15 protein-coding genes are annotated in these 24,962 nt (G+C 72.9%); 5 read left to right on the top strand and 10 right to left on the bottom strand.

From position 1 onward, the window contains the following. Positions 1-13: 13 nt before the first annotated feature. Positions 14-964 carry a non-homologous end-joining DNA ligase gene (gene ligD / locus AA23TX_RS19635; RefSeq protein ID WP_155543945.1) on the bottom strand — a complete coding sequence of 317 codons (951 nt, stop codon included), beginning with the start codon at positions 962-964 and terminating at the stop codon, positions 14-16. 41 nt (positions 965-1,005) lie between these two features. On the opposite strand from ligD, the gene AA23TX_RS19630 reads away from it, so the two are divergent. Continuing rightward, the gene (locus AA23TX_RS19630; protein WP_155543944.1) at positions 1,006-1,842 is read left to right on the top strand and encodes a PHP domain-containing protein; all 837 of its coding nucleotides are present in this window, start codon (positions 1,006-1,008) and stop codon (positions 1,840-1,842) included. 8 nt (positions 1,843-1,850) lie between these two features. On the opposite strand, the gene AA23TX_RS19625 is transcribed toward AA23TX_RS19630, so the two are convergent. From AA23TX_RS19625 to AA23TX_RS19590, 8 genes are all read right to left on the bottom strand, one after another. Beyond that, on the bottom strand, positions 1,851-3,890 hold the full coding sequence (locus AA23TX_RS19625) for an MDR family MFS transporter (RefSeq protein WP_155543943.1): 2,040 nt from the start codon (positions 3,888-3,890) through the stop codon (positions 1,851-1,853). Positions 3,891-3,972: 82 nt separating this feature from the next. After that, on the bottom strand, positions 3,973-4,809 hold the full coding sequence (locus AA23TX_RS19620) for an SDR family NAD(P)-dependent oxidoreductase (protein ID WP_155543942.1): 837 nt from the start codon (positions 4,807-4,809) through the stop codon (positions 3,973-3,975). Positions 4,810-4,848: 39 nt separating this feature from the next. Continuing rightward, positions 4,849-5,298 carry a GNAT family N-acetyltransferase gene (locus AA23TX_RS19615; protein WP_155543941.1) on the bottom strand — a complete coding sequence of 150 codons (450 nt, stop codon included), beginning with the start codon at positions 5,296-5,298 and terminating at the stop codon, positions 4,849-4,851. A 57-nt stretch (positions 5,299-5,355) separates the two neighbouring features. Further along, on the bottom strand, positions 5,356-6,525 hold the full coding sequence (locus AA23TX_RS19610; protein WP_155543940.1) for a glycosyltransferase: 1,170 nt from the start codon (positions 6,523-6,525) through the stop codon (positions 5,356-5,358). Beyond that, on the bottom strand, positions 6,525-7,331 hold the full coding sequence (locus AA23TX_RS19605; protein ID WP_155543939.1) for an alpha/beta fold hydrolase: 807 nt from the start codon (positions 7,329-7,331) through the stop codon (positions 6,525-6,527). The genes AA23TX_RS19610 and AA23TX_RS19605 overlap by 1 nt, the downstream gene beginning before the upstream one ends. Beyond that, positions 7,328-7,633 carry an acyl carrier protein gene (locus tag AA23TX_RS19600; RefSeq protein ID WP_155543938.1) on the bottom strand — a complete coding sequence of 102 codons (306 nt, stop codon included), beginning with the start codon at positions 7,631-7,633 and terminating at the stop codon, positions 7,328-7,330. Before AA23TX_RS19600 ends, AA23TX_RS19605 begins: the two co-directional genes overlap by 4 nt. After that, positions 7,630-11,955: a beta-ketoacyl synthase N-terminal-like domain-containing protein gene (locus AA23TX_RS19595; RefSeq protein ID WP_155543937.1), complete on the bottom strand. Its 4,326-nt coding sequence runs from the start codon at positions 11,953-11,955 to the stop codon at positions 7,630-7,632. The genes AA23TX_RS19600 and AA23TX_RS19595 overlap by 4 nt, the downstream gene beginning before the upstream one ends. A 5-nt stretch (positions 11,956-11,960) precedes the next feature. After that, positions 11,961-18,770 carry a type I polyketide synthase gene (locus tag AA23TX_RS19590; protein WP_155543936.1) on the bottom strand — a complete coding sequence of 2,270 codons (6,810 nt, stop codon included), beginning with the start codon at positions 18,768-18,770 and terminating at the stop codon, positions 11,961-11,963. A 789-nt stretch (positions 18,771-19,559) separates the two neighbouring features. Here AA23TX_RS19590 and AA23TX_RS19585 point away from each other — a divergent pair. After that, positions 19,560-20,681 (top strand): threonine synthase, encoded by a 1,122-nt coding sequence (locus tag AA23TX_RS19585; RefSeq protein ID WP_230862578.1) that lies wholly within the window; start codon positions 19,560-19,562, stop codon positions 20,679-20,681. Beyond that, a complete protein-coding gene (locus tag AA23TX_RS19580) occupies positions 20,678-21,295 on the top strand; it encodes a helix-turn-helix transcriptional regulator (protein WP_155543935.1) in 618 nt (205 codons plus the stop codon). Before AA23TX_RS19585 ends, AA23TX_RS19580 begins: the two co-directional genes overlap by 4 nt. Positions 21,296-21,331: 36 nt before the next feature. Here AA23TX_RS19580 and AA23TX_RS19575 read toward each other — a convergent pair whose 3' ends face one another. After that, positions 21,332-22,723, bottom strand: coding sequence for an amino acid permease (locus tag AA23TX_RS19575; protein ID WP_155543934.1), 1,392 nt, complete (start codon positions 22,721-22,723; stop codon positions 21,332-21,334). Positions 22,724-22,896: 173 nt separating this feature from the next. On the opposite strand from AA23TX_RS19575, the gene AA23TX_RS19570 reads away from it, so the two are divergent. Next, the gene (locus AA23TX_RS19570; RefSeq protein WP_155543933.1) at positions 22,897-23,802 is read left to right on the top strand and encodes a glutaminase; all 906 of its coding nucleotides are present in this window, start codon (positions 22,897-22,899) and stop codon (positions 23,800-23,802) included. A 66-nt stretch (positions 23,803-23,868) separates the two neighbouring features. Then, positions 23,869-24,873, top strand: coding sequence for a LacI family DNA-binding transcriptional regulator (locus AA23TX_RS19565; RefSeq protein ID WP_230862577.1), 1,005 nt, complete (start codon positions 23,869-23,871; stop codon positions 24,871-24,873). Positions 24,874-24,962 lie beyond the last annotated feature (89 nt).

Genomic DNA, 24,962 nt, shown 5'->3' with positions numbered 1-24,962 from the left:
GCCCGGAAATACGTCAGTCGGGTTCGGGTGGTTCCTCGACGCCGTCGCGGTCGGCCCACTCCAGCAGCGGCTCCAGGGAGAACACGGCCTGGTCGATGTCCGCGTGGAGGTCGCCCAGCTCGGCGAAGCGGGCCGGGACCGTGGCGATGGTGAAGTCGCCGGGCTCGGCGTCGTCGATCTCGTCCCAGCGGATCGGCGTCGACACCGTGCCTTCCGGGTTGCCGCGGACCGAGTAGGCGCTGGCGATGGTGTGGTCGCGGGCGTTCTGGTTGTAGTCGACGAACAGCAGCCGGGGGTCGCGGTCCTTGCGCCACCAGGTCGTCGTGACGTCGTCCGGGGCGCGGCGTTCGACTTCGTGCGCGAAGGCCAAAGCCGCGCGGCGGACCTCCCGGAAACCCCAGTCCGGCTTGATCCGGACGTAGATGTGCAGGCCGCGACCACCGGACGTCTTGGGCCAGCCGACCGCGCCCAGCTCGTCGAGGACCTCGTGCGCGATGTGCGCGACCCGGCGGACGCGGTCGTAGCCGCAGTCGGGCATCGGGTCGAGGTCGATGCGCCACTCGTCCGGCTTCTCGGTGTCGGCGCGGCGCGAGTTCCACGGGTGGAACTCCACAGTGGACATCTGCACCGCCCAGGCGACGTGGGCCAGCTCGGTCACGCACAGCTCGTCGGCGTGCCGGTTGTACCGCGGGAAGGTCACCCGGACGGTCTCCAGCCACGGCGGCGCCCCGTTCGGGACGCGCTTCTGGTGGACCTTCTCCCCCGCCACCCCGGACGGGAAGCGGTGCAGCATGCACGGCCGCTCGCGCAGCGCGTTGACGATGCCGTCGCCCACCGAAAGGTAGTAGTTGACCAGGTCGAGCTTCGTCTCGCCACGGGCCGGGAAGTACACCCGGTCCGGGTTCGAGATCCGCACGGTGTGCGGCCCGACCTCCAGCTCGACCGCCGCCGACTTCTGCGCCATGGCCCCGACCGTAGTCCAAAACCGGGGCTACCGTGGGGATCATGAGCCTGCCGCCGGACGGTCACGTCCACACCGAATGGTCGTGGGACACGGTCACCGGGTCGATGATCGGCTCGTGCGAACAGGCGCTGGAGCTGGGGTTGCCGTCGGTGGCGTTCACCGAGCACGCGGACCTGACGCCGTGGCTGATCCCGGAGCCGGTCCGGCCGCTGCTGCCGGACCACTTCCGGGTGCGGCTGCGTCCGGACGGTGTCCTCGAGCCGCCGGACCTCGACGTCGCGGGGTACCTGGCGTGCGTCGAGGAGTGCCGGTCGCGGTTCCCTTCGCTGCGGATCCTTTCGGGCGTGGAGCTGAGCGAGCCGCACTGGCACCGCCCGCGAGCCGACGCGCTGCTCGCCGCCCACGACTTCGACCGCGTGCTCGGCTCGGTGCACTCGCTGCCGGAAGGTGGGCACCACCACGAGCTGACCTTGGTTTCGGGACGGCCGCCCGGTGAAATCCTGCGGGCCTATCTCGGAGAGGTGCTCGGGCTGGTCGAGTCGACGGCCGGCTTCGCCGTGCTCGCCCACATCGACTACGCGCTGAGGTCGTGGCCGGGTGAAGGACCGCCGTTCGTCGCGGCGGACTTCGAAGAGGAGTTCCGCACGGTGCTGCGCGCGCTGAAGGCGAGCGGCCGGGCGCTGGAGGTCAACACGAAGGTGCCGCTGCCGGGCGAGGTGGTGCGCTGGTGGTTCGAGGCGGGCGGCGAAGCGGTCGCGTTCGGCAGCGACGCCCACGAGCCGGGGCTGGTCGGCCACGGGTTCGCGGAGGCGGCGGCCCTGGTGGAATCGTGCGGCTTCCGCCCGGGCCGCACACCTCACGACTTCTGGCGCCGCTGACCCGCGGGTCAGGCCAGGGCGTGCCGCCCGTGGGTCCGGACTTCCGCGCTCTGGTCCAGCAGCCTCGCGGCGACCCGGCCGATCGCCGCGTCCAGTTCGGCCCGGTTGCCCGTGCCCCAGTCGCCGAGCCGGTCCACGAGCCAGTCGTGCCACGCGCCGACCACCTTGCCGAACTCGGCACGGCCCGCGTCGGTCAGCTCCCAGTGGTCACGGGCATAACGCAGGTGACCGGTCAGCTCCAGCCGGTTGAACGCCGGTTCCAGCACCGACGCCGGCACCCCGAAGTACTCGCCGATCGCCCGGAGCGTCGCCGGCTCGCCGCGGCGTTCGCGCAGGTGGACCTGCAGCAGGCACCAGATGCCGCCCTCGTCGAGGTCCGATCCGGCCCGGGAGACGATCGCCGGGGCCACCTTGCGGCGCTCGCGGAAGAACAGCGTCGCGACGGCGCGTTCCAGCTCGCGGTCGTCCGTGCGGGCCTCCGGCATCGCGAAGCCGTCGCCGAGGTCCGGGGCCGCCGCCCGCGCCGTATCGCGAAGCGGGACCTCCTTCAGGAAGAAGGCCAGCGCGAAAGCGACCAGCCCGACCGGCGCCGCGGCGAGGAACACCACGTGCAGGGAATCGCTGTACGCCTGGATCACCGGCGCCGACACCGGGTCCGGCAGCGCGTGCAGGGCGGTGGGCACCTGGATCGCCCGCGGGTCGACCCCGGGCGGCAGCGGGTGCGCGGCGACCGCCGCCGCGAGGTTCGGCGTCAGCTGGTTGGCGTACACCGTCCCGAAGATCGCCGCGCCGAACGAGCTGCCGATCGACCGCAGGAACGTCACACCCGACGTGGCGACGCCGAGGTCGGCGTAGTCCACGGTGTTCTGCACGGCGATGGTCAGCACCTGCATGCCGAGCCCGATCCCGAGACCGAGCACCGCCATGTACGCCGACGCCTCCCAGAATCCGGTGTCGGAGTCCAGTCTCGACAGCAGGTAGAGCCCGATCGTCATGCCCGCGGCGCCGACCAGCGGGAAGATCTTGTAGCGCCCGGTCTTGCTCACCGCGTTGCCCGCGGCGATCGACGCGACGAGCAGCGCCAGGACCATCGGCAGCAGCCGCACCCCGGACGACGTCGCCGACGTGCCCTGCACGTACTGCATGTACGTGGGCAGGTACGACAACGCGCCCAGCATCGCGAACCCGACGACGAAGCTCATGATCCCGCCGACCGTGAACACCGGGTTCCGGAACAGCCGCATCGGCAGCATCGGTTCCTTCGCCCGCAGCTCCACGAAGACGAACGCCGCGAGCAGCACCACCGAGCCGATCGCCATCCCGATGATCGTCGGCGAGCCCCACGCGTACTGCGTGCCACCCCAGCTCGTGACGAGCGTCAGCCCGGTCGCGGCGAGGCCGATGAGCAGGATCCCGGCGTAGTCGATCACCGGCTTGATCGCCGCGCGGGCGTTCGGCATCGCCGAGGACGCGACGATCAGCACCACGACGACCAGCGGGATGTTCACGTAGAACGCCCAGCGCCACGACAGGTGGTCGACGAAGAAGCCGCCGAGCATCGGGCCGGCCACAGTCACCACGCCGAACACCGAGCCGAGGACGCCCTGGTACTTGCCGCGCTCGCGCAGCGGGACGACGTCGGCGATGAGCGCGGTCGAGGTGACCATCAGCCCGCCGCCGCCCAGGCCCTGCACCGCGCGCCAGACGATCAGCCAGACCATGCTGTCGGCGAAGCCGGCGCAGAACGAGCCGATGCCGAACACGATCACCGACAGCTGGAACATCAGCTTGCGGCCGAACAGGTCGCCGAGCTTGCCGACGACGACGGTCATGATCGTCTCGGCCAGCAGGTAGGACGTGACCACCCAGGACAGGTGCCCGGCGCCGCCGAGGTCCCCGACGATGGTGGGCAGCGCGGTGCCGACGATGGTCTGGTCCAGCGCGGCCAGCAGCATCCCGAGCAGTACCGCGCCGAACACCGCGTTGACCCGCGCCTTGCTCAGCGGGGCGGGCCCCGGCTCGTGGGCGACCTCCGCGGTGGCCGTCATCTCGCGCCCTCCTCGCTCGGCCTCCGAGGCTAGTGCGCGCCGTCCACTGTGGATAGCCACCCGTTCCGGTGGTCCGGGACGCTCAGAGGGTCCAGCGGTCCCGCGGCGGCGACTCGAGGACGAGCTCGCCGTCGACCGCCGCGGCGATCTCCTCGGGGGTCCAGACCTCCCGGTGCAGCACCGGCCGGATGATCGCGGGCTGGCGGACGGCGTGCAGGTGCCCGTCCGCCAGCCGCAGCACCTGCCCGGTGACGCCGGCCGAGAGGTCGCTGAGCAGGTACGTCACGAGCGGCGCCACCCGCTCCGGCGGGTACGCGTCGGGGTTTCCGTTCGGGTCGGCGGCCATCAGCCGGGTCCAGGCGATCGGGCTGACGGCGTTGACACGCACGCCGCGGGAGGCCAGGTCGGCCGCCCACGAGTACGTCATCGACGCCACCGCGCCCTTCGACGCCGAGTAGGCGGCGGCCCCGCGCTGCCCGATCATGGACCCGGAGGTCACGTTGACGATGACACCGTTGCCCTGGGCAACCATCACTTCCGCGGCCGCGGTGCCGCAGTGGAGCGGGCCGAGCACGTTGGTCTCGACCAGGGCCCGGGTCCGCCTGGCGTCGCCGTCCTCCCACGGCCGCGCGTGGTAGCCGACCGCGGCGTTGTTCACGAGGCCGTCGAGCCGGCCGAACCGATTGCGGCACAGCGTGATCAGCTCACGGGCGTACTCCGCGTCGGCCACCGAGCCGACGCTCACGACGGCCGTGCCGCCGTCCGCTTCGATGGCGGCGACGGTCTCGTGCGCCGGTTCCGCGTCGACGTCGTTGACGACGACCGCGGCGCCGCTGCCCGCCGCGTGCCGCGCGAAGGCCCGCCCCAGGCCGCGTCCGGCGCCGGTGATCACGACGGCCCGGCCGTCCAGGATTCCCATGCCCCCCAGTGTGACCCCGGAATGGTCCGGACCGCACACTCAGGCCTCGCGGGCCAGCCGCACTTCGAACGGCCGGAACCCCTGCGCGCGGTAGAACGCCAGCGCGCCCTCATTGGCCGCGTAGGCGGTGACGGTGATTTCGTTCGCGCCCTTTTCCCGAGCCCAGTCGAAGAACGCGGCGACCAGCTCCGCGCCGACCCCGCTCCGGCGGTGCGCCGGGCCGACCCGCATGCTCTCCAGCACCGCGGTCACCGCGCCGGGCCGCAGGTCGCTGAGGGGCCGCATCCTGCCGATCAAGTGCCCACCGCCGGACAGCAGGCACAGGCAGTCCGGATCGTCGACCAGCTCCGCGTAGTAGGCGGCGCCCTCACGGTCCGGCCAGCCGAGGTCCATGCGCGGGTCGTGACGCCCGGCGTCTTCGGAGAACAGCCCGCCGGCCGACTTGACGAGTTCGGGGACATCTTCGGGAACGCAGACGGAAACAGTCATGTCTTCGACCGTAACGGCGTGATTAATCGAAGTAAATATCGAAGTAAATCACGACTTTCAGGGCTTCAAATGGGCCAGGCTTTCCAAGGCGAGCTGTTCCAAATGGCCGGCCGCCGCGGCGCTTCCGCCCGCCGCGTGGAACGACGTCGCCACGGTTTCCGCCGCCCGCCGGTACGACGGCTCGGTGAGCACCTCCTCGACGGCGGCAGCGATGCGGTCCGCGCCCGAGCGGCCGAACCGCAGCCGGATGCCCGCGCCGGCGGCCACCACCTGGGCCGCCACGATCGGCTGGTCGTCGCGGATCGGGGCCACCACCAGCGGGACACCGTGCCACAGCGCTTCGCACACCGTGTTGTGCCCCGCGTGGCAGAGCACCGCGTCCACCCGCGGCAGCAGGGGCAGCTGCGGGACCTGCGGGCGCACCAGGACGTTGGGCGGCACCGGTCCCAGCACCTCGCCGGGGTCGACGACGACGGCGCGCGCGTTCATCCCCGCGAACGCCTCCGCGGCGGTGGCGAGGAAGCTCGCGCCCGCTTCGGTGTTCGCCGTGCCCAGCGACACCAGGACCGTCGGCCGGAGCGGGTCGAGCCACTCCCACGGGAAGTCCGTTGTGGACGGACGCGATCCCAGCGACGGCCCGACGAGCCGCACCTTCGGCGGAAGCGCGGCCGCGCCCAGCAGTTCGCGGGTCGTGAACGCCAGCACGCCGTGCGGGGAGAACCGCGGGTCCGCCGAACCGCGGCCGCCGGCGATCCGCGCCCGCAGGTCGCCGACGAGCGAGGCGACCCACTCGGCGACCTTCGGCATGCCGGAAAGGGGGTCGATCAGCTCGGCGGACGTCGTCGCCGAAGTGACCCACGGCAGGCCACGTGCCTCGGCGAGCAGTCCGCCGGCCAAGGCCTGCTGGTCGGCGACCACGACGTGCGGCGCGAACGCGTCGATCGCGGCGGCGACGCCGGGGGCCATCGCGTCGGCCAGCGGGACGAGGAAGTCCTCCCAGAGGAACCGCAGCGCGGCCGGTCCCTTCAGCCCGGCCGGGCGCGCGGGGGCGCCGGCCGGCAGGCCGCAGGAGAAGACGAGCGCGGCCGGCCCGGCGAGCTGCCACAGCAGCTCCTCGTGTCCGGCCCAGGCGACCTCGTGCCCGCGCGCGGCAAGTTCGGCCGCCACGCCGGCGGCCGGGTTGACGTGCCCGACCAGCGGCGGGACGACGAACAGGAACCGGGCCACTACCGCACCCGCGCCGGGACGCGCGAAGTGTCGCGGACCCAGTCGAAGATCAGGTCGATCGTCTCCGCGGTCCGCTCGACCAGCACCGAGTGACCCTGGTCGGGCAGCACGACGCAGCGGCAGCGGTCCAGGTGCGTCTCGAAGTGCGGCACCTGGGCGGCGAGGCCCGAGTCGCCGCCGAAGATCGCGAACACCGGGCAGCGCACGGCCGAGAGGTCGGCGGCGATCGTCGCGCTGCGCGGGATGTCCTCGGCGATCGTGGTGGTCTGGAGGATCTTGTTGGCCGCCTTGGACAACCGCGCGGTGTGCGCGCCGTGGTTGTCGGCGATCCAGCCGATCACCTCGTCGATGGCCAGGCGGGTCTTCGCGTCGGCGAGCCCGTCGGCCATGTGCCCGGTCCACTCGTCGGTCGGCGGTTCGCCTTCGATCACGACGACGCTGGCGACCCGGTCCGGCCGGGCGGCGGCCAGCCCCAAGGCCACCGACGCGCCGAACGAGTTGCCGACCACGTGCACCGGCCGCGTGACGCCGGTCGCGTCGAGGAGCGCGACGAGGTCGCCGACGAACTCCTCCAGGTGGTAACCGGACGCCGGGCGCGTCGTGCGGCCGTGCCCGCGCAGGTCGTACATCAGCACGTCGAGGCCGCGTTCGGCGAACGCCGGGCCGAGCGTGAAGTAGTAGCTGGCCAGGCTGTCGGTGAGCAGCCCGTGCACGCACACGACGAGCGGCGCGTCCCCGTCGAGCGGGACCTCCGGGGTGAGCCGCTGGACGTGCACGTCCAGTTCGCCGGCGCGGATCCGGCTCACGCCGTCGCCCGCAGGGAGGCGACGATGTAGCGGACGAGCTCGCCGACGGTCAGCGCGATGATCTCCTCCAGGTCGAGCTCGGCGATGAACGTCGCGAAGTTGACGCGCTCGCCGTAGTGCTCGCGCAGCTGCCCGGACAGCGCCACCAGGTCGACGCTCTCCAGCTCGAGGTCGTCGTGGAACGTGGTGTCCATGGTGATCTCGGCGTCGTCCAAGCCGTACTCTTCGAGCAGCTCCTGCAGCATGGCGCTGAGCTGAGCCAACACGGACACCTCGTCCGTGGCCGTGGTCTCGATGCTCATTCCGCGGTCTCCTTCGTCTCTTCGGTCCAGGCGACGACGTAGTGGCGCGGCGGCGCGCCGGGTGGGCTGTCGACGTCGGTGCAGCGCACGGCGTGGTCGGCCCCGGCCGCGCGGACGGTGAGCGCGTCCGCCGCCGCCGCGATGACTTCGAAGTCCCGGGGCTCGCCGCGCAGGCCGGTGCCGAGCAGCTTCGCCACGGCTTCCTTGGCGGTCCAGAACCGGGCGAACCAGCGCTCCGGATCTCCGGGAAGGCCGGCGAACAGGGCCTGCTCGCCCGCGCCCAGCGCGGCATCCACAGTGGACTCCGTCCGCGGCGCGACCTCTTCGACGTCGATGCCGCACCGGCCGTGCCGGGCGATCGCCACGCCGACTTCGCCCCGGTGGGCCAGGGAAACCGTCAACGGCGGCAGCTCACGGCCGTAGGCGCCGGTCGCGTGTGGACGGCCGGCGTCGTCGTTGCCGATGCGCAGCTCGGCCGGGAACATCTCGGGCTCGCCGCCGGCCCAGAGGAACTGGCGGACGGCGTCCTTGGCCGCGATCCGGCCGAGCAGCCACTGACGCCGGCCGCGCGGCGGACGCTGGTCGTAGGCGTCGCGTTCGGCACCCGCGAGGTAGTTGCGCATGATCAGCTCGCGGGTCGCCAGGTCCGGCCACTGCTCGTGGACCAGCGCCCAGCCGCCCGGCTGCTCGACCGACAGCGTCGAACGCTCGGGCGTGCGGTCGGCCTGGCGGATGTGCGGGGTGCTGTCGAAGCGGCGGTCGCGCCAGCCGGTGAACTCGGCCCAGACCTGCCCGTCGTGGACGAGCTGCATGTCGGCGTCGAGGAACTCGCCGCTCAGCGCGGTGATCCTGACCAGGCACTCCAGGCGCTCGCCGGGCGCCGGGTGCGGGCCGTGGAAGCGGATCTCGCGCATGCCGACCGGGAAGACGGTGGTGCGCTCGGTCAGCCGGGACATGATCCAGTAGCCGAGCACCTGGCCGACGTTGTCGAGCAGGGCGCCGGGCGCGGCCGGCGTCGTCAGCACGGCACGGACGTGCCGCTCGCCGACCGCGGTCAGCTCGGTGACGCCCTGGAAGCGCGGGCCGTGGAACATCCAGCGTTCGGCGTACAGCTGCGCCGCCGTGGTTTCCGGCACCTGCTCGGCCGACGCGGGGAAGCGCCACGGCGCGGGTGCGTCGGCCGGGTAGGCCGGGGCGAGTTCGACGGTGGCCTGGGAGTAGCCGTCGAGGGCGGCCAGCACGCGGTCGGGGCCCTGCGGCCGGACCCGCACGCCGACGGTCACGGCCGGCACCGCCGTGATCCACTGGGTCAGCCGGACGTCGTGCACGGCGACCGCGCGGCGACCGGGCGCGGCCTGCTCGGCGAAGCCCATCAGGTGGTCGATGACCGTGGTCGCCGGCACCACCGGCCAGCGGTCACCCGGCTCGGCCTGCGGCGGCTGCTTGAAGAAGCAGTGGTCGAGCAGGTACGGCATCGCCTCGACGGACACGGTCAGCGTCGTGTCCAGCTCGACCGGTGGCGGAGCTTTCACGGGAAAGCTCCGTCCTGGGTCGGCACTTTCCCGTGGACGTGGCGCATCGGGGCGGCCGGTGAGGAGTGTGGACGCGAGATCGGCCGTGTCGGCCAGCAACGCGGCGAACTCCGCCGCGAGTGGCCCCTTCCCGGCCAGGCTGTCCACAGTGGACGTGCGGGTGGCCGGCAGGGCGATCCGGGCGCGGACCTCGTCGTCCAGGGAGATCAGGCGCCCGCCGAGATCCAGCTTGACGGCCCGGTGGGGTGCCGGGCGGTCACCGGGCAGCCGCGCGAAGTCGATGTCGGCGCCGTCGGCCCACAACGCGGTCGCGACGCGGCGCAGCTGCGCGAGCCCGGGCCGGTGCGCCGAGTGCGCGGCCACAACCAGGTGGTCTTCGCCGTGCAGGGTGTCGCCGACCAGCGAGCCGAGCTGCCCGGCGCCGACCTGCACGAACGCCCGGAAGCCCGCCGCGTGCATCGCGCGCACGAGCGGCCGGAACCGGACGGGTTCCAGCAGGTGCCGCACGAACAGCTCGCGGACGTCCGCCTCGGCGGCCGGGTATTCGGATACCGTGGTCGCCGACCAGATCGGCAGCCGCGGCGGGTGCAGGGTGAACCCGGCGGCCGCCTCGCGGATCGGGCCCAGGTAGGGCCGCAGCATCGGCGTGTGGAAGCCGGACCGGAACGGCAGCACCTGCGCGACGATTCCGGCGTCGCGGAAGCGCGTGACGAGGACGTCGACCGCGGCCGCCGGGCCGCAGACCATCGCCTGGTTCGGCGAATTGTCGTGGGAGAGCACGACGTCGGTGCGTCCGGCCAGTTCCTCGGCCACCCGGGGCGCGGGCGCGCCGATCGCGGCGAACGCGAGACCGGGGACGACGAGCGCGTCCGGGTCGAACCCGGCGAGGAACGCGTCGACCTCCGCTTCGGCGTGCACGCCGGCGACGGCCATCGCCGTCCACTCCCCCAGGCTGTGGCCGGCGACGGCGTCCGGGGTGACGCCCAGCCGGCCGAGCGCGGAGTTCAGCAGGCGGCCGAGTTCGAACACCGCGGTGCCCTGGCGGCCGACGTCGCCGACCGCGACGTCGTCGTGGTTCCACGGCAGCCCGAAGTGGCGGGCGACGTCGCCGCAGTTGAGCGCCAGCTCCGATTCCAGGCCGGGGAACAGGAACGCCAGCTTGCCACCGCCGGGCCCGAGCAGCGGGCGGTCGGCGAACCAGACGTCGTTGCGGCCGCGCCACGGCTTGCCGCGGGCGATCGCCTTGCGGGCCAGGGCCAGCCGCTTCTCCGTCGGGTCGACGATGCCGAGCCGGACCGGGCCGTCGCCGGTGGCCGGCGATCCGGGCCGATCGAGCCGCTCGCGCAGCTCGTCGATGCTCCGGGCGGCCAGCCGCAGCACCCGCTCCGGCTCCCGGACGACCACGGCGGACACCGGGCGCCCCGGGGCTTGCTCCAGCACGACGTGGGCGTTGATCCCGCCGAACCCGAACGCGTTGACGCCGGCCCGGCGCACGTCGGCGTCCCACGGCCGGGCGGTGTCCACGGTGGAGAACCGGGTCTTCTCGAGCATCGGGTGCGGATCGTCGCAGTGCAGGGTGGGCAGCAGGACGCCGTGGTGCACGGCCAGCGCCGCCTTGACCAGCCCGGCGATCCCGGCGGCGGGCATCGTGTGCCCGATCATCGATTTGACCGAGCCGAGCACCGCCGCGCCCGCGCTGCCGAACACCTCGGCCAGGGTCTCGAGTTCGGCCGTGTCGCCGGCCGGGGTCGCGGTGCCGTGCGCTTCCAGGAGCCCGATCGAATCCGGGGCCGCCGGGTCCAGGCCCGCGGCCGCCCACGCCTGGCGCACCGCGCGGACCTGGCCGCCGGAGTCCGGGCTGGCCAGGCTCGCCGTCCGCCCGTCGGAGGCGACGCCGGTGCCGGTGATCACGGCGTAGACGCGGTCACCGTCGCGTTCGGCGTCGGCCAGGCGCTTCAGGACGACGATGCCGGTGCCCTCGCCGATCAGCACGCCGTCGGCGTCGCGGTGGAACGGCCGGATCCGCTCGGACGGCGACAGCGCGCCGAGCTGGGTGAACACGCTCCAGAACGTGATGTCGTGGCAGTGGTGGACACCACCGGCGAGCACGACGTCGCAGCGGCCGGTGGCCAGTTCGCGCACGGCGTGGTCGACGGCGATCAGCGAGGACGCGCAGGCGGCGTCCACGGTGTACGCCGGGCCGCGCAGGTCGAGCCGGTTGGCGAGCCTCGACGCGGCCAGGTTGGGCACGAGCCCGATCGCGGACTCCGGCGCTTCCGGGCCGAGCTGGTCGGTGAAGGCCTGCCGGACGGCGTCGAGGCGGTCCTCGTCGAGGTCCGGCAGCAGTTCCCCGAGGGTGCGGACCAGCTGGCTCGCGGTGCGGACGCGCTGGTCGAGCCGCACCAGCCCGGGCGTCAGGTAACCGCCGCGCCCGAGGACGACCCCCACCTTGGCCCGATCCGCGGGCAGCCGCTCCGGGCCGCCGGCGTCCGCGACGGCCTGCGCCGCGACCCGCAGCGCGATCAGCTGGTCGGGTTCGGTGGCGGGCACGGAGTTCGGCATGATCCCGAACCCGGTGACGTCCACTTCGGCCAGTTCGTCGACGAACCCGCCGCGCCGGCAGTAGACGCGGTCGGCCCGCCGCTCGTCCGGCGCGTAGTGCAGGCTGTCCCACTTCTCCGGCGGCACCTCGGTGATCGCGTCGACGCCGCCGGCGAGGTTGCGCCAGTACGCCGCGAGGTCCGGGGCACCGGGCAGCAGCACCGACATCCCGACGATCGCCACGCGCATGCTGGTCACCACCCCGAAGCGGTGTGGACGACGGCCGAGACGTCCGGGCGGCCCCAGGCCAGCTCCCGCAGCAGGCCGAGGGTGCCCTCCTCCGGGTCGATCAGCTCGATGCCGCGGCGGGCGTAGTCGCGCATCAGCGCGGGCGTCACCATGCCGTCGTGGTCTCCGGTCGGCGCCCACGGTCCCCAGTGGACGGTCACCGCGCGCCCGGCCGGCCACCGCCGTCCGAGGGCTTCGAGGGCGTCGTTGGCGGCGGCGTAGTCCGACTGGCCGCGGTTGCCGAAGGCGGCGGCGATGCTGCCGAACAGCACGACGAACTTGGGCTCGTCGGGCAGGTCGGCGGTCGCTTCCAGGAGCGTCCTGGCCCCGTCCACCTTGGTGCCGTAGACGCGGGCGAACGACTCCGGCGTCTTGTCGGCGACGAGCTTGTCTTCGATGACGCCGGCCGCGTAGACGATGCCGTCGAGGCGCCCGTACTCGGCGTGGATCTCCTTGACCGCGCGGTGCACGGCTTCGGCGTCGAGCATGTCCACGGACTGGTAGCGCACCGGGCTGCCGAGCGCTTCGAGCTGCCGGAGGGTCTTGCGGACTTCGCGTTCGCTCTCGATGCGGCGGACGCTCTTCTCGATCTCGGCGGGGCTCTTCAGCCCGGCTTCGATGAGTGCTTTTCGGAGTTCTCCGGCGTCCTTCGCCTGCGGGTATTCGTCTTCGTCCGCCGGCGGCGCGGTCCGGCCGAGCAGTTCGACGCGGCAGCGCGTCGCGGCGGCGACGGTGCCGGCGAACCGGGCGGTGATGCCCTTGGCGCCGCCGACGAGCAGCACGACGGAGTCGCGGTCCAGGCCGATCGCGGCCGCTTCGGCGGCGCCGTCGCCGGCCGGGCCCGCGCCGCTGCTGCCGAGGAGGCCGAGCCCGTGCTCGGTGGGCTCGAGCCCGCGACGTTTCGGTCCTTCCCGGATCACGACGGGCGCCCGGTCCACTGTGGACAGTTCGGCGACGAGGGCTTCGGCATCGGCGTGTTCGACGACTCGGGCGAGGGTGTCCGGGTATTCGCGGGAGATGCTGCGGTAGAAGCCGCGGAGCCCTTCGGCCGGTCCGGCGGTGAGCAACCACCGCGGCCGCTGCGCGAGGGCGGCTTGGTACTGGGAGAAGGCGGCGGGCAGGACGGAGTCGCCGTCGGGGAGGTGGAGGTAGCCGTCGAAGCCGGGGCGGATGTCGTCGCCGATCTCGGCTTCGGCGCCGCGGGCGGTCAGTTCGGCGTGGAGGGCGTCGGCTCCCGGGCCGGTGCCGAGGACGAGGAACCGCCGCCCGGCGATGTCGGGCGCGGTGGCGGCGGCGAGGTCGACTTCGGTCATGAGGTACCGCTTCGGGGCCACGATCACCGGCCGCGGCTCGGCCCCGGTTGCGGCGGGCTCACCGACCACGGGCGCCGGGCCGGGAAGGTTCGCCGCGCCTCCCGTGTCGGCCGGCGCGCGGCCCGCGCTTCCGCCTTCCAGGATCTCGGCGATCCCCGCCGCCGTGCGGGCTTTGGCCAGTTCCTCCACCTCGCCGGTGCCCAGGCGGATCGTCAGCTCGCCCGCGATCTCCGCTCGCTTGATCGAATCAATGCTCAGGTCGGCTTCGAGATCGAGGTCCGGCTCGATCATCTCCGGCGGATAGCCCGTCCGCGTCCCGATCACCTCGACCACGGTCTCCAGCACCGAACTCCCCGAAGCGGGCGCCTCGGGCGCCACGTCGGGGTGCACCGCACCGATCAGCTCCGCGATCGCCGCCGCCGTCCGTGCCTTGGCGAACTCCTCGACGTCGCCGCCGGCCAGGCCGAGCCGGGAGGCCAGCTCGCCCGCGATCTCGGCCCGCTTGATCGAGTCGACGCTCAGGTCGGCTTCGAGATCGAGGTCCGGCTCGATCATCTCCACCGGGTACCCGGTCCGCTCCCCGATCACCTCGACGATCGTCTCCAGCACCGGTCGCGCCGCCGGAGCCGGAACCGGACGCGGAGCCGAAACCGGAACCGCCGAAACGGCCGGAAGCGGCGGAATCGCCTCGACCACCGGGAGCGACCGGGCGACCGGCGCGTCACTTCCGAGGAAACTCAAGAGCACGTCCCGCTGAGCGGCGATCATCTCGCGGCTCGTCCGCAGGAAGTCGGTGACCATCGCCTCCGAAGTCGCCGCCTCCGGCGCGACCGACAGGCCCAGCGAGACGCGCGAAGCCGGCTGCAGAGCACCCGCCGGGATCGTGCCGTCCGCGGTGCGCAGCAGGTGGCCGTCCACCGTCCACCCGGGACGCTTCGGCCGAGGGGCGGACGCCGCGTCGAGCGCGTCGCGGCCGCGGAACAGCCAGCCCGTCTCGACCGGCACCCCGGCCACGGCCAGCTGCGCCAGCGCGCCGAGGAAACCCGGCAGGCCACGGCGGCCCGGCTGCTCGAACCCGACCGTCCGATGGGGGCGGTCGCCGAGGATCGCGCCCACCTGCCTGGCCAGCACCGCACCCGGTCCGGCCTCGACGAACACCCGCGCCCCGGCCGCGTACATCGCCTCGATCTGCTCGACGAACCGGACCGGCGAACCCACCTGCGCCGCCAGCTCGTCGCGGATCTCGTCCGGTGCAGCCGGGTAGGGTCCCGCGGTCCGGTTCGCGTAGACCGGGACGGTGGGTCGCACGACCCCGATCGCGCCGAGAGCAAGCCCGAACGCCGCGCCCGCCGAAGCGACCAGCGGGCTGTGGAACGCGCACGCGACCGAAATCCGTTTCGCGCCGAGCCCGGCCGCGCGCAGCTGCGTGACCGCGGCTTCGACGTCGGCGGTCGGGCCGGAGATGACCGTCTGCTCGGGCGAGTTGTGGTTGGCCAGGACCACAGTGGACGCCGTCACGACCGCACGCACAGCCTCCGCCGACGCCGCGACCGCCGCCATCGCACCCGGGTCGCCCGCGGGGATGGCGTCGAGGATCGCCGCCGCCCGGGCGTGGCTCGCGTGCAGCAGCGCTTCCGGGGTGAAGGTGCCCGCCGCGGCCAGCGCCGTCAGCTCGCCGTAGCTGTGCCCGCCGACCATCGCCGGCCGGACGCCCGCGCGGGTCAGCAGCCGGAACGCGGCCAGCCCGACCAGGCCGAGCGCGGGCTGGGCGACGCGGGTGTCGGTGACGCGGTCGGCCAGGTCCTGCCGGGCCCGCTCGCCGAACACCGCCGGGCCGAACACGACGTCGGCCGTCGGCGGGTCCAGGCGCAGGTACCGCTGCAGCTCGGGGAAAGCGACGAACAGCTCCGCGAACATGCCCGGCCGCTGGCTGCCCTGCCCGGGGAACAACACCGCGACGTCGCCGGTGAGTTCGTCGCCGGCGCGGTACAGCCCGGGAGCGTCCGCACCCGCGAGTGCCTGCCGCAGCAGCCCGGTCAGCTCGTCCACAGTGGACGCGACGACCGCGAGCCGGACCGGCCGGCCGTGGGCGCGCAGCGACGCGGAGAGCGCCAGGTCCCGCAGCCGCCAAGGCTGCCGTCCGGTCGGGACTTCCGTGGCGGAAGCCAGCAGGTCGCGGACGGCCGCGTCGGTGGTGAAGACGAACAGCTCGGCCGGCCACTCGTCGGCGGAGAGAGCGGGCGGCACGCTGTCGTGCGCGCCGAGCACGACGTGGAAGTTGGTCCCCCCGAAGCCGAACGCGCTGACCCCGGCGATCCGCTCGGCGGGCGGCGCGGCCCACGGCTGCGCCGCGGACTGGAACACGAACGGGCTCGTCGACGCGTCCCACGCGGGGTTCGGCGCCGAGAGGTGCAGCGTCGGCGGCTTGACGCCGGTGTGCAGGGCCAGCGCGGTCTTGACCAGCCCGGCCAGGCCCGCCGCGCACTTGGTGTGCCCGATCTGGGACTTCACCGAACCGATCGTGCACCCACCCGGCGCCGCGCCGGCCTCGGTGAACACCTTCGTCAGCGTGCTCAGCTCGGTCCGGTCGCCGACGACGGTGCCGGTGCCGTGCGCCTCGACCAGTCCTACGGCGGCCGGCGAGACACCGGCGTTGCGATAAGCGCGGGTCAGCGCGGTGTGCTGGCCCTCCGGCCGCGGCGCGGTCAGCCCGAGCGCCCGCCCGTCGGAAGCCGCCCCGACCCCCTTGATCACGGCGTACACGCGGTCGCCGTCGCGTTCGGCGTCGGCGAGCCGCTTCAACGCGACGCAGGCGACGCCTTCACCCAGCGCGATGCCGTCGGCCGCGCTGTCGAACGTCGCCGACCGCCCGGTCGGCGAGAGAGCGTGCGCCGAGGCGAACAACAGGTAGTCGTTGATGCCGTTGTGCAGGTCCGCGCCACCGCAGAGGACGAGGTCGCTGGTCCCGGCGGTCAGTTCCTTGCAGGCCACGTCGACGGCGGTCAGCGACGACGCGCACGCGGCGTCCACCGTGTAGTTCGCGCCGCCCAGGTCGAGCCGGTTGGCGATCCGCCCGGCGATGACGTTCGCCAGCACGCCAGGGAAGGAGTCCTCGGTGATCCGCGGCAGCCGGTCGTCCAGGTCGGACGGCAGCTCGCCCACGTAGGACGGCAGCACGGTCCGCAGCGACATCGCGTTCGACAGGTCGCTGCCCGCCTCGGCACCGAACACCACCGACGTCCGGGCCCGGTCGAACGCGCGGTCGGCGTAGCCCGCGTCGGCCAGCGCGCGGTGCGCGGCCTCCAGCGCCAGCAGCTGCACCGGCTCGATGCTGGCCAGCGACGACGGCGGGATGCCGTACTTCAGCGGGTCGAACCCGATCTCGGGCAGGAACCCGCCCCAGCGCGACGGCGTCTTCTCGCCCTGGCCGTCCGGGTCGTAGTAGACGGAGGTGTCCCAGCGCTGCGGCGGGACCTCGGTGACCGCGTCGGCGCCGGCCAGGACGTTCGCCCAGAACGTGGCCAGGTCGGGCGCCTGCGGGAACATGCAGGCCATACCGACGATCGCGATCTCGAGCGGCGCGGGCGCCGGGGGTTCCGGGGTCGCGATCCCGAACGCGGCGGCCCGCTCGCGCAAGACCGCGTTCGCGCCTTCCCCGACCGCGTGGTGCAGGTCGGCGATCGTGGTGACGGCCGAGCGCAGCACGGCGACCTCGCCCGCCATGAACATGCCTTCGGCGAGCTGCCGGTCCTCGCCGACGTCGCGCAGTTCGGCGCCGACGCGCTCGATTCCCTTGCTGGCCAACCGAAGGCGCCCGACGTTCAACGTCTCCAGGTGCTCCCACGCGTCCCGGCTCGGCACGCCCCGCTCGGCGAGCTCCGCCTTCACCGCCGCGTACTCCTCGGTGAACGGGCTGCGCACGCAGCGGGTCGCGTGGCCCGGCGCGGTTTCCAGCAGGTCGGTGTGCCGCGCCGCCAAAAGCTGCCGCTGGAACGCCGGGAGCACGGCGCCGGCGTCGACGGCCTCGCGCGTGAAGAGGTAGGCGGTGCCCATCAGGACCCCGATCGCGGCACCGCGCGCGGCCACCGGCGCGGCGAGCGCGGCCACCATCGCGGCCGACCGCTCGTCGTGGATCCCGCCGGCGAACAGCAGCTGCAGGCCGGGAGCCGCGTCCGGCGTGGCCGTCAGGAAGTCCGCGAGGACGCCGAGCTGCGCTTCCCACAAGGGGAAACTGGTGCGCGGCCCGACGTGACCGCCGCATTCGGAACCTTCGAAGACGAACTTGCGGGCGCCGGCTTCGAGGAACTGCTTCAGCAGTCCCGGCGACGGCACGTGGAGGAAGGTGGCGATCCCGGCGCTTTCGAGCGCGGCGGCCTGCGCGGGCCGGCCGCCCGCGATGATCGCGTGCGTCGGCCGCAGCTCCCGGATGACCTCCAGCTGCGCGGCCTTGACGTCTTCGGCGGCGAACCCCAGCACACCGACGCCCCAGGGCGCGTCGCCGACGGACGCGCGGGTCCGCTCGAGGACGTCGCGGGTCTGCTCCGGGCCGGACAGGGCCAGCGCGATGAACGGCAGCGCGCCGCCCGCGGCGACCTCGGCGGCGAACGCGGGCTGGTCGCTGACCCGGGTCATCGGCCCCTGCGCGATCGGCAGCGCCGTACCGAGCGCGCGGCTGCCCGCGCTGCCGGGTCCCAGCACCGGGGTCTCGACGCGCAGAGCCGCACCGGTGGCGTCGGCAAGGCCTCGGACGGCCGCCGTCACGGTGCCCCAGCGGTCACGGAAGCGGGTGGCGAGGAAGACGTCCTGGCCGGCTTCGACCGGCTCGAAGCCGTGGCGCGCCAGGCGGCGGACGCCGTCGACGACCGTCGTTTCGGAGCCGTCCAGCCCGGTGAGCGCGCGGGTGAGCGCCGACGGGAGCTCGGCTTCCGGCAGCAGGGCGAGCTGGGTGTCGATCACCACGCCGGCCGCCCCGCCCGCGATCGCGGCGGCCGCGGTGTGCGGGCCGATGCCGCCCGCGGCCCACACCGGGACCTCGAGGGATTCGTCGGCCAGCAGAGCCTGAAGCAGCACGAACGTGCTCAGTTCACCCGTCCGGCCGCCGCATTCGTGACCGCGGGCGATCAGGCCGGCGGCACCCTCGGTGACGGCGCGCGCGGCCGACGCCCGGCTGGTGACCTCCGCCAGCACCCGGCGGCCGGGGAAATCTTCCGCCGTGCACGGGGAGTCCTCGGTCAGCAGCACGGTGGTCGCGGCTTCGGGCAGATCGACGACCGGGGCGTCCAGCCGGACGCCGAAGTCCGGGACGCCCCATTCGGACAGCAGCGCGAGCTCGTCCGCGGCGGCTCCGCCGGTGAGGTCGAGCACGCCGAGCCCGCCCCCGCGCACGGCGGCCGCGACCCCGCGGGCCGACGGCCACCGCACCGGCGACACGGCGACGACCAAGTCCGCTTTCGGGACACGCATGGGCACTCCCGCTACGCACGAATGGGTGATGGGTAACGGGGTGTACTTAAGCGGGTTCCCACGGGTTCCGTCAACAACCCACCACGATTTCGTCGCGATGGTTCAGAAAATTCGGGATGGACCAGCCGGAGGACGCAAGAATTTAACGTCGCCGTCACGTTCCGCGCGCCGGGAAGGGGCGCCGGATTGCCGTTGTACGGCAGACGACGGCCGCCCACAGCAGGCCGAACCTGCGCCTCGTGTCCCACACGCGCCCAGATGGGGCAAGCCTTCTCACCCGGCGGACGCAGTGGGACTGACCACACCGGACCACGACGTTCGGTGGTCCGAATGGTTGTCCGCCGCGCGCCACAAACTGTCGTGGCCGTAAAGCCGGCCACGACTCCCCGATCGCTCCCACCCCGGAAACGTCATAATTCACTATTGGCCGGTCACCATTTCCCGGCAGTTTTACCCACAGTCGAAAGTCGTACGCGGAACTCGCCCGATTGCCGCGCCGGGATCGCGCGCGTCCACTATGGACTCGCTCGCGGCCCGGGTTCCGCGTGCTCAAACGACCACGGCCGCGCCGAGCCCCGGACGCCCCGGCAGACCGCGGCACCCGCCACGACCAGGACGACTCCGGGTATTCGGCCGGACACCATCGGTACCTCCAGTCTCCCGCAGCGATCTTCGTCAGGGATTTTCCACACTTCGGTGACAGATTTTCCTTAGAGAAAGCTGAAAGCGTTTCGCGTACCAGTCGGTAACCATGGACGCATCGTCTATCCTTCGACGTACTGTCCAGTCGTGGAGGTGGTCGTGGAGTACTGGTACGCCGACGAACGTTCGGGGACGCGCTACCCGGGTGACCCGTTGCGCTGGCGCGGCGACGACGGCGCGCCCCTGTCCGTCGCCCCGCTGCCCGGGCTCGCTCCCGGCGACGTCGACACCGGCGTCCGGTCGCTCTGGCGGTACCGGGCCGCGCTGCCCGGCGACCTGCGGCCGGTCTCGCTCGGCGAAGGGTGCACGCCGCTGGTCCCGCGCCCCTGGGGCGACGGCGACGTGCGGTTCAAGCTCGAGTGGTTCAGCCCGACGGGCAGCTTCAAGGACCGCGGCTCCAGCGTCATGATCTCCGCGCTGGCCGGCGCCGGGGTGAAGGAACTGCTGGAAGACAGCTCCGGCAACGGCGGGTCTTCGGTCGCGGCCTACAGCGCCGCCGCCGGGATCGCGGCCACCGTGCTGGCCCCCGAAGGGACGTCCGCGGCGAAGGTCCTGCAGACCCGCGCGTACGGCGCCGAAGTCGAGCTCGTGCCCGGCACCCGCGACGACACCGCCGCCGAAGCCGTCCGCCGCTCGTCCCGCACGACCTACGCCAGCCACAACTGGCACCCCTTCTTCCTGCAGGGCACCAAGACGCTGGCCTACGAGCTGTGGGAGGACCTGGGCTTCCGCGCGCCGGACGCCGTGGTCACGGTGGCCGGCGCCGGGAGCGTCGTGCTGGGCTGCGACCTCGGCTTCGGCGAGCTGCTGGCCGCCGGGTCGATCACGCGGCGGCCGCGCCTGCTGGTCGCCCAGCCGCGCAACTGCTCCCCCATCGACGCCGCCGTCCACGACCGGCGGCCACCCGAGTTCGCCCCGACCGTCGCCGAGGGGACCGCCATCCGGCACCCGGTCCGGCTCCCCGAAGTGGTCGCGGCGATCCGCCGGTCGGGCGGCGACACGGTAGCCATCAAGGAGGACTCCATCGCCGCGGCCGCCCGCCGGCTGGCATCGCTCGGCCTCTACGCGGAGCCGACCAGCGCGACCGCCGCCGCGGCGATCGACGTCTTCCGCTCGCGGGGTGCCATCCGCCCCGGCGAGACCACCGTCGTCGTCCTCACCGGCTCCGGCCTGAAGGCGCCGGACAAGCTGCGCGAGCTGATCGGATGACCGAGGACGAGCTGCTGCTGCGCGAGGCCGAAAAGATCGCGCAGGCCGTCGGCCGGATGTTCCTCGGGCTGTGCGAGGTCGTGCTGCACGATCTGCGCGACCCGGCCCACGCCGTCCGCGCGATCGAAGGCGGCCTGTCCGGGCGTGCCGTCGGCGACCCGGCGACCGAGCTGGGCCTGGCCCGGATCGCCGACCCCGGCTTCCCGGACGTCCTGCAGAACTACCCGAACCGCTTCCCCGACGGCCGCCCGGCGAAGAGCACGTCGATCGGCCTCCGCAACTCGGCCGGCGACTACGTCGCGGCGCTGTGCCTCAACCTCGACGTCTCCCTGCTCGGCTCCGCCGCCCGCGCGCTGACCCGGCTCGCCCGCGCCGACGAGCCGGCCCCGCTGACCGAGTCGCTGCGCGCCCGCACGGCCGACGAGCTGCGCGCACTGGTCGAGGACTACGCGACCGAACGCGGTCACACCCCGCGCAGCCTGCCGGCCGCCGGCAAGAAGGACCTGGTCCGGACGCTGAAGGAGCGCGGGTTCCTGGACGTGAAGAACGCGGTGCCGGTGCTGACCGACCTGCTCGGGATCTCCCGGGCCAGCGTCTACAACTACCTGCGCTGACGCGGTGGCCTCGCCGGGAGGCCACCGCGTCCGGCCCTACTCCGCCGCGACCCGCTCGCGCCGCTTCGAGACCACTCGCCACCCCACCGCCAGCACCACGGCCAGCACCGGGATCGAATAGAACGCGACCTTCTCGGCGCCGTCCGAGAAGCCCATCAGCACGACGACCAAGGCCAGGAACGCCAACGTCGCCCAGCCCGAATACGGCGCCCACGGCATCCGGTACGACGGCCGTTCCAGTTCGCCGCGCAAAGCGGCCTGGCGCAGGCGCATCTGGCAGAAGACGAGCGTCGCCCACGTCGTGATCACGCCGAGCGAGGCGATCGCGATCGCGATGTCGAAGGCTTCGCTCGGCACGAGGTAGTTGAGCACCACGCCGAGCAGGTAGGCGACCGAGGTGAACAGGATGCCGCCGTAGGGCACGTGCCGGCCGCTCATCCGGCTGACGAACGACGGCGCCTCGCCCTTTTCGGCCAGCGAGCGCAGGATCCGGCCGGTGGAGTAGAGGCCGGAGTTGACGCTGGAGAGCGCCGCGGTCAGCACGACCGCGTTCATGACGTCACCGATGCCCGGGATGCCGAGGCGGCTGAACACCGTCACGAACGGGCTCTCGTCGCCGTTGTAGAACGGCCACGGCAGCAGCATCGCCAGCATCAGCACCGAGCCGACGTAGAACACGCCGATCCGCCACACCACGCCGTTGATCGCCTTCGGGAGGACCTTGCGGGCGTCCTTCGTCTCGCCGGCCGCGATGCCGACGACCTCGATGGCCGAATAGGCGAAGATGACCGCCTGCAGCGTCATCAGCGCGATGCCGACGCCCGCCGGGAAGAATCCACTGTGGCCAGTCAGGTTATGCGGGCCGGCGGGCGTGCCGCCGATGTTCGCGCTGGTGAACACCAGGCCGAGCGCGGTGACCAGGAAGACCACGATGGCCGTCACCTTGACCACCGAGAACCAGAACTCCAGCTCGCCGAACAGCTTGACGCTCAAGAGGTTCACCGCGATCAGCACGCCGAGAGCGACCAGCGCGGTGATCCACTGCGGCACGTCGGGCAGCCACTTGTGGACGTAGATCGCGACCGCCGTGATCTCCGCGATCCCGGTCATCGCCCAGTTCACCCAGTACATCCACCCCGAGGCGAAGCCGGCCCACGGGCCGATGAACTTCCGCGCGTAGGTGACGAAGCTGCCGGAGCTCGGCTCGTGCAGGACGAGCTCGCCCAGCGCGCGCATCACGAAGTACGCGGCCACTCCGCAGATCGCGTACGAGAGGATCAGGGACGGGCCGACCTGGTGGAGCTTGCCGCCGGCGCCGAGGAACAGCCCGACGCCGATCGCGCCGCCGATGGCGATCATCTGCACTTGGCGGTTGCCCAGCGCTTTCGAGTAGCTTTCACCTTTTTCGGTGAGGAGCGAGGAATCCATGGTTTCGTGACGCTAGAGCGTGTGCGGCAGGTCACCAAGCGGACTAAGGAAGACTTAAGGTGTGCCGGAGATCACCGCTGGCATGGTGCTGGTTTTCCCCGGTTTCGATTTGACAGGGCTGATTTCACAGGGCCGCCGCGCGGCCGGGCGGGCCCGGCTTCTACGCTGAGGCCGTGGACCTCGCGGCGCTGCTGGACCGGATCGCCGTCGACGTCGCGTCCGACATCGGCCGCGGTGTCGTCGCGGACTACATCCCCGCGCTGGCCCGGATCGAGCCGCACCGGTTCGGCATGGCGGTGGCCGAAGTGGACGGTTCGGTGCACGGCGTCGGCGACTGGCAGCGGCCGTTCTCGGTGCAGAGCATGTCCAAGGTGTTCACGCTGGCGCTGGTGCTCTCCCGCGGCGACGGCGTGTGGTCGCGCGTCGGGCGCGAACCGTCCGGCGACCCGTTCAACTCGCTGGTGCAGCTGGAACACGAGGACGGCATCCCGCGCAACCCGTTCATCAACTCGGGCGCGCTGGTGGTGACCGACGAGCTGGCCCGCCACGGCGACGCGGTCGACGCGCTGCTGGCGTTCCTGCGCGAGGAGAGCGGCCGGCCGGACATCGGCGTCGATCCCGAGGTGGCCGCGTCGGAGGCGGGCCACGCCGACCGCAACCGCGCCCTGGCGTACTTCATGGCGTCGTACGGGAACATGCGCCACCCGGTGCCGTCGGTGCTCGACCAGTACGTCCGCCAGTGCTCGATCGCGATGAGCTGCGCCGACGTCGCACGTTCGGCGTTGTTCCTGGCCCGCCACGGCATCCGCAACGACGGCACCCGCCTGCTGGAGCTGAGCGCGGCGAAGCGGATCAACGCGGTGATGCTGACGTGCGGCACCTACGACGCGGCCGGCGAGTTCGCCTACCGGGTCGGGCTCCCGGGCAAGAGCGGCGTCGGCGGCGGGATCCTCGCGGTGGTGCCGGGCCGGTGCGCGGTGTGCGTGTGGAGCCCGGGCCTGGACGCGCGCGGGAACTCCGTGGCGGGGGTGTCGGCGCTGGACCGCTTCACGACGCTGACCGGCTGGTCCGTCTTCTGAGGCACCCGCTCGGGTAGCGCCGATGCCGAGGACGGGCATACTCGACCTCCGACAGGGAGGTGGGCGGTGTCCTCGAGCACGGAACCCCGGCGCGTGACGATCCACGACGTCGCCCGCACGGCCGGGGTCTCGCGGCAGACTGTCTCGCGCGCGCTGAACGACAAGGCCGAGATCGACGGCTCGACCAAGCAGCGCGTCCTCGACGCCGCGCGGGAGCTCGGGTACCGGCCGAGCCGGTTCGCGCGCGGTCTCGTCCGGCAGGACACCACCACCATCGGGCTCGTCGTCCCGGATCTGCTCAACCCCTTCTTCACCGAGGTCGCCTCGGGAGCGCTGCAGGCGGCGCGGGCCCGCGGCTGGCACGTCGTCGTCTACGACACCGCCGGCGACGCCGAGCAGGAGCTCACCACCCTCCGCGTGATCGGCACCCAGGTCGATGCCGTGGTCGGCTACTTCAGCCGCTCCGACGAGGACCTCGACCGGTTCACCCCGGGCATCCCCGTGGTCCTGATCGGCCGCGAACCCCGCACCCCGCGCTTCAGCGGCATCTCGATCGACGGCGAGGACGGCGTCCGCGAGGCCGTCGCCCACCTCGTCGACCGCGGCCACCGGCGGATCGGGATGCTCGACCACGACCGCCGGCCCCAGCCCAGCATCCGGCAGACCTGGTTCCTCCGGGCCGCCGCCGAGCACGGCATCGCCGTCGCACCCGGCTGGATCGCGCGCGCCGCCCAGACCGTCGACGGCGGTGGTGCCGCGCTGGCCACCCTGCTCGCGGCCCACCCCGACGTCACCGCCGTGTTCGCGTTCAACGACGTGATCGCCATCGGCGCCCTGCGCGAGGCCCGCCGGTTCGGCCTGTGCGTGCCCGCCGATCTCGCCGTGATCGGGTTCGACGGCCTGGCGCTCGGCACCCTGGTCGAACCGGAGCTCTCCAGCGTCGCCATCGACACCCGCGCGCTCGGCACGCTGGCCGTCGACCAGGCGGCCCGGCTCGTGACCGGTGCCACGCCCCTCGAACCGGCCGAGCTGATCGTCCGCGCCGCGCTCCACCTGCGCGAATCCGCCTGATCCCTTGACACCCGGTCCTGCCGCGAAGGACACTTCCGAGCAATCCGTGAACGTTCACGGGAGCGTTCACGGCGCGCGCGGAGAGGACT

The sequence above is a fragment of the Amycolatopsis camponoti genome (assembly GCF_902497555.1).
In the GTDB taxonomy this organism is placed as follows: domain Bacteria; phylum Actinomycetota; class Actinomycetes; order Mycobacteriales; family Pseudonocardiaceae; genus Amycolatopsis; species Amycolatopsis camponoti.
The sequence above is the reverse complement of the archived record's forward strand: the minus strand, read 5'-3'. Positions and strand labels throughout refer to the sequence as shown.

What these genes read in the sequence shown, in the direction of transcription:
- AA23TX_RS19600 (WP_155543938.1), bottom strand. Translation starts at nt 7,633, where the DNA reads ATGAGCATCGAGACCACGGCCACGGACGAGGTGTCCGTGTTGGCTCAG.
- AA23TX_RS19620 (WP_155543942.1), bottom strand. Translation starts at nt 4,809, where the DNA reads ATGGGAATCCTGGACGGCCGGGCCGTCGTGATCACCGGCGCCGGACGC.
- ligD (WP_155543945.1), bottom strand. Translation starts at nt 964, where the DNA reads ATGGCGCAGAAGTCGGCGGCGGTCGAGCTGGAGGTCGGGCCGCACACC.
- AA23TX_RS19630 (WP_155543944.1), top strand. Translation starts at nt 1,006, where the DNA reads ATGAGCCTGCCGCCGGACGGTCACGTCCACACCGAATGGTCGTGGGAC.
- AA23TX_RS19575 (WP_155543934.1), bottom strand. Translation starts at nt 22,723, where the DNA reads ATGGATTCCTCGCTCCTCACCGAAAAAGGTGAAAGCTACTCGAAAGCG.
- AA23TX_RS19595 (WP_155543937.1), bottom strand. Translation starts at nt 11,955, where the DNA reads ATGCGCGTGGCGATCGTCGGGATGTCGGTGCTGCTGCCCGGTGCCCCG.
- AA23TX_RS19615 (WP_155543941.1), bottom strand. Translation starts at nt 5,298, where the DNA reads ATGACTGTTTCCGTCTGCGTTCCCGAAGATGTCCCCGAACTCGTCAAG.
- AA23TX_RS19580 (WP_155543935.1), top strand. Translation starts at nt 20,678, where the DNA reads ATGACCGAGGACGAGCTGCTGCTGCGCGAGGCCGAAAAGATCGCGCAG.
- AA23TX_RS19590 (WP_155543936.1), bottom strand. Translation starts at nt 18,770, where the DNA reads ATGCGTGTCCCGAAAGCGGACTTGGTCGTCGCCGTGTCGCCGGTGCGG.
- AA23TX_RS19625 (WP_155543943.1), bottom strand. Translation starts at nt 3,890, where the DNA reads ATGACGGCCACCGCGGAGGTCGCCCACGAGCCGGGGCCCGCCCCGCTG.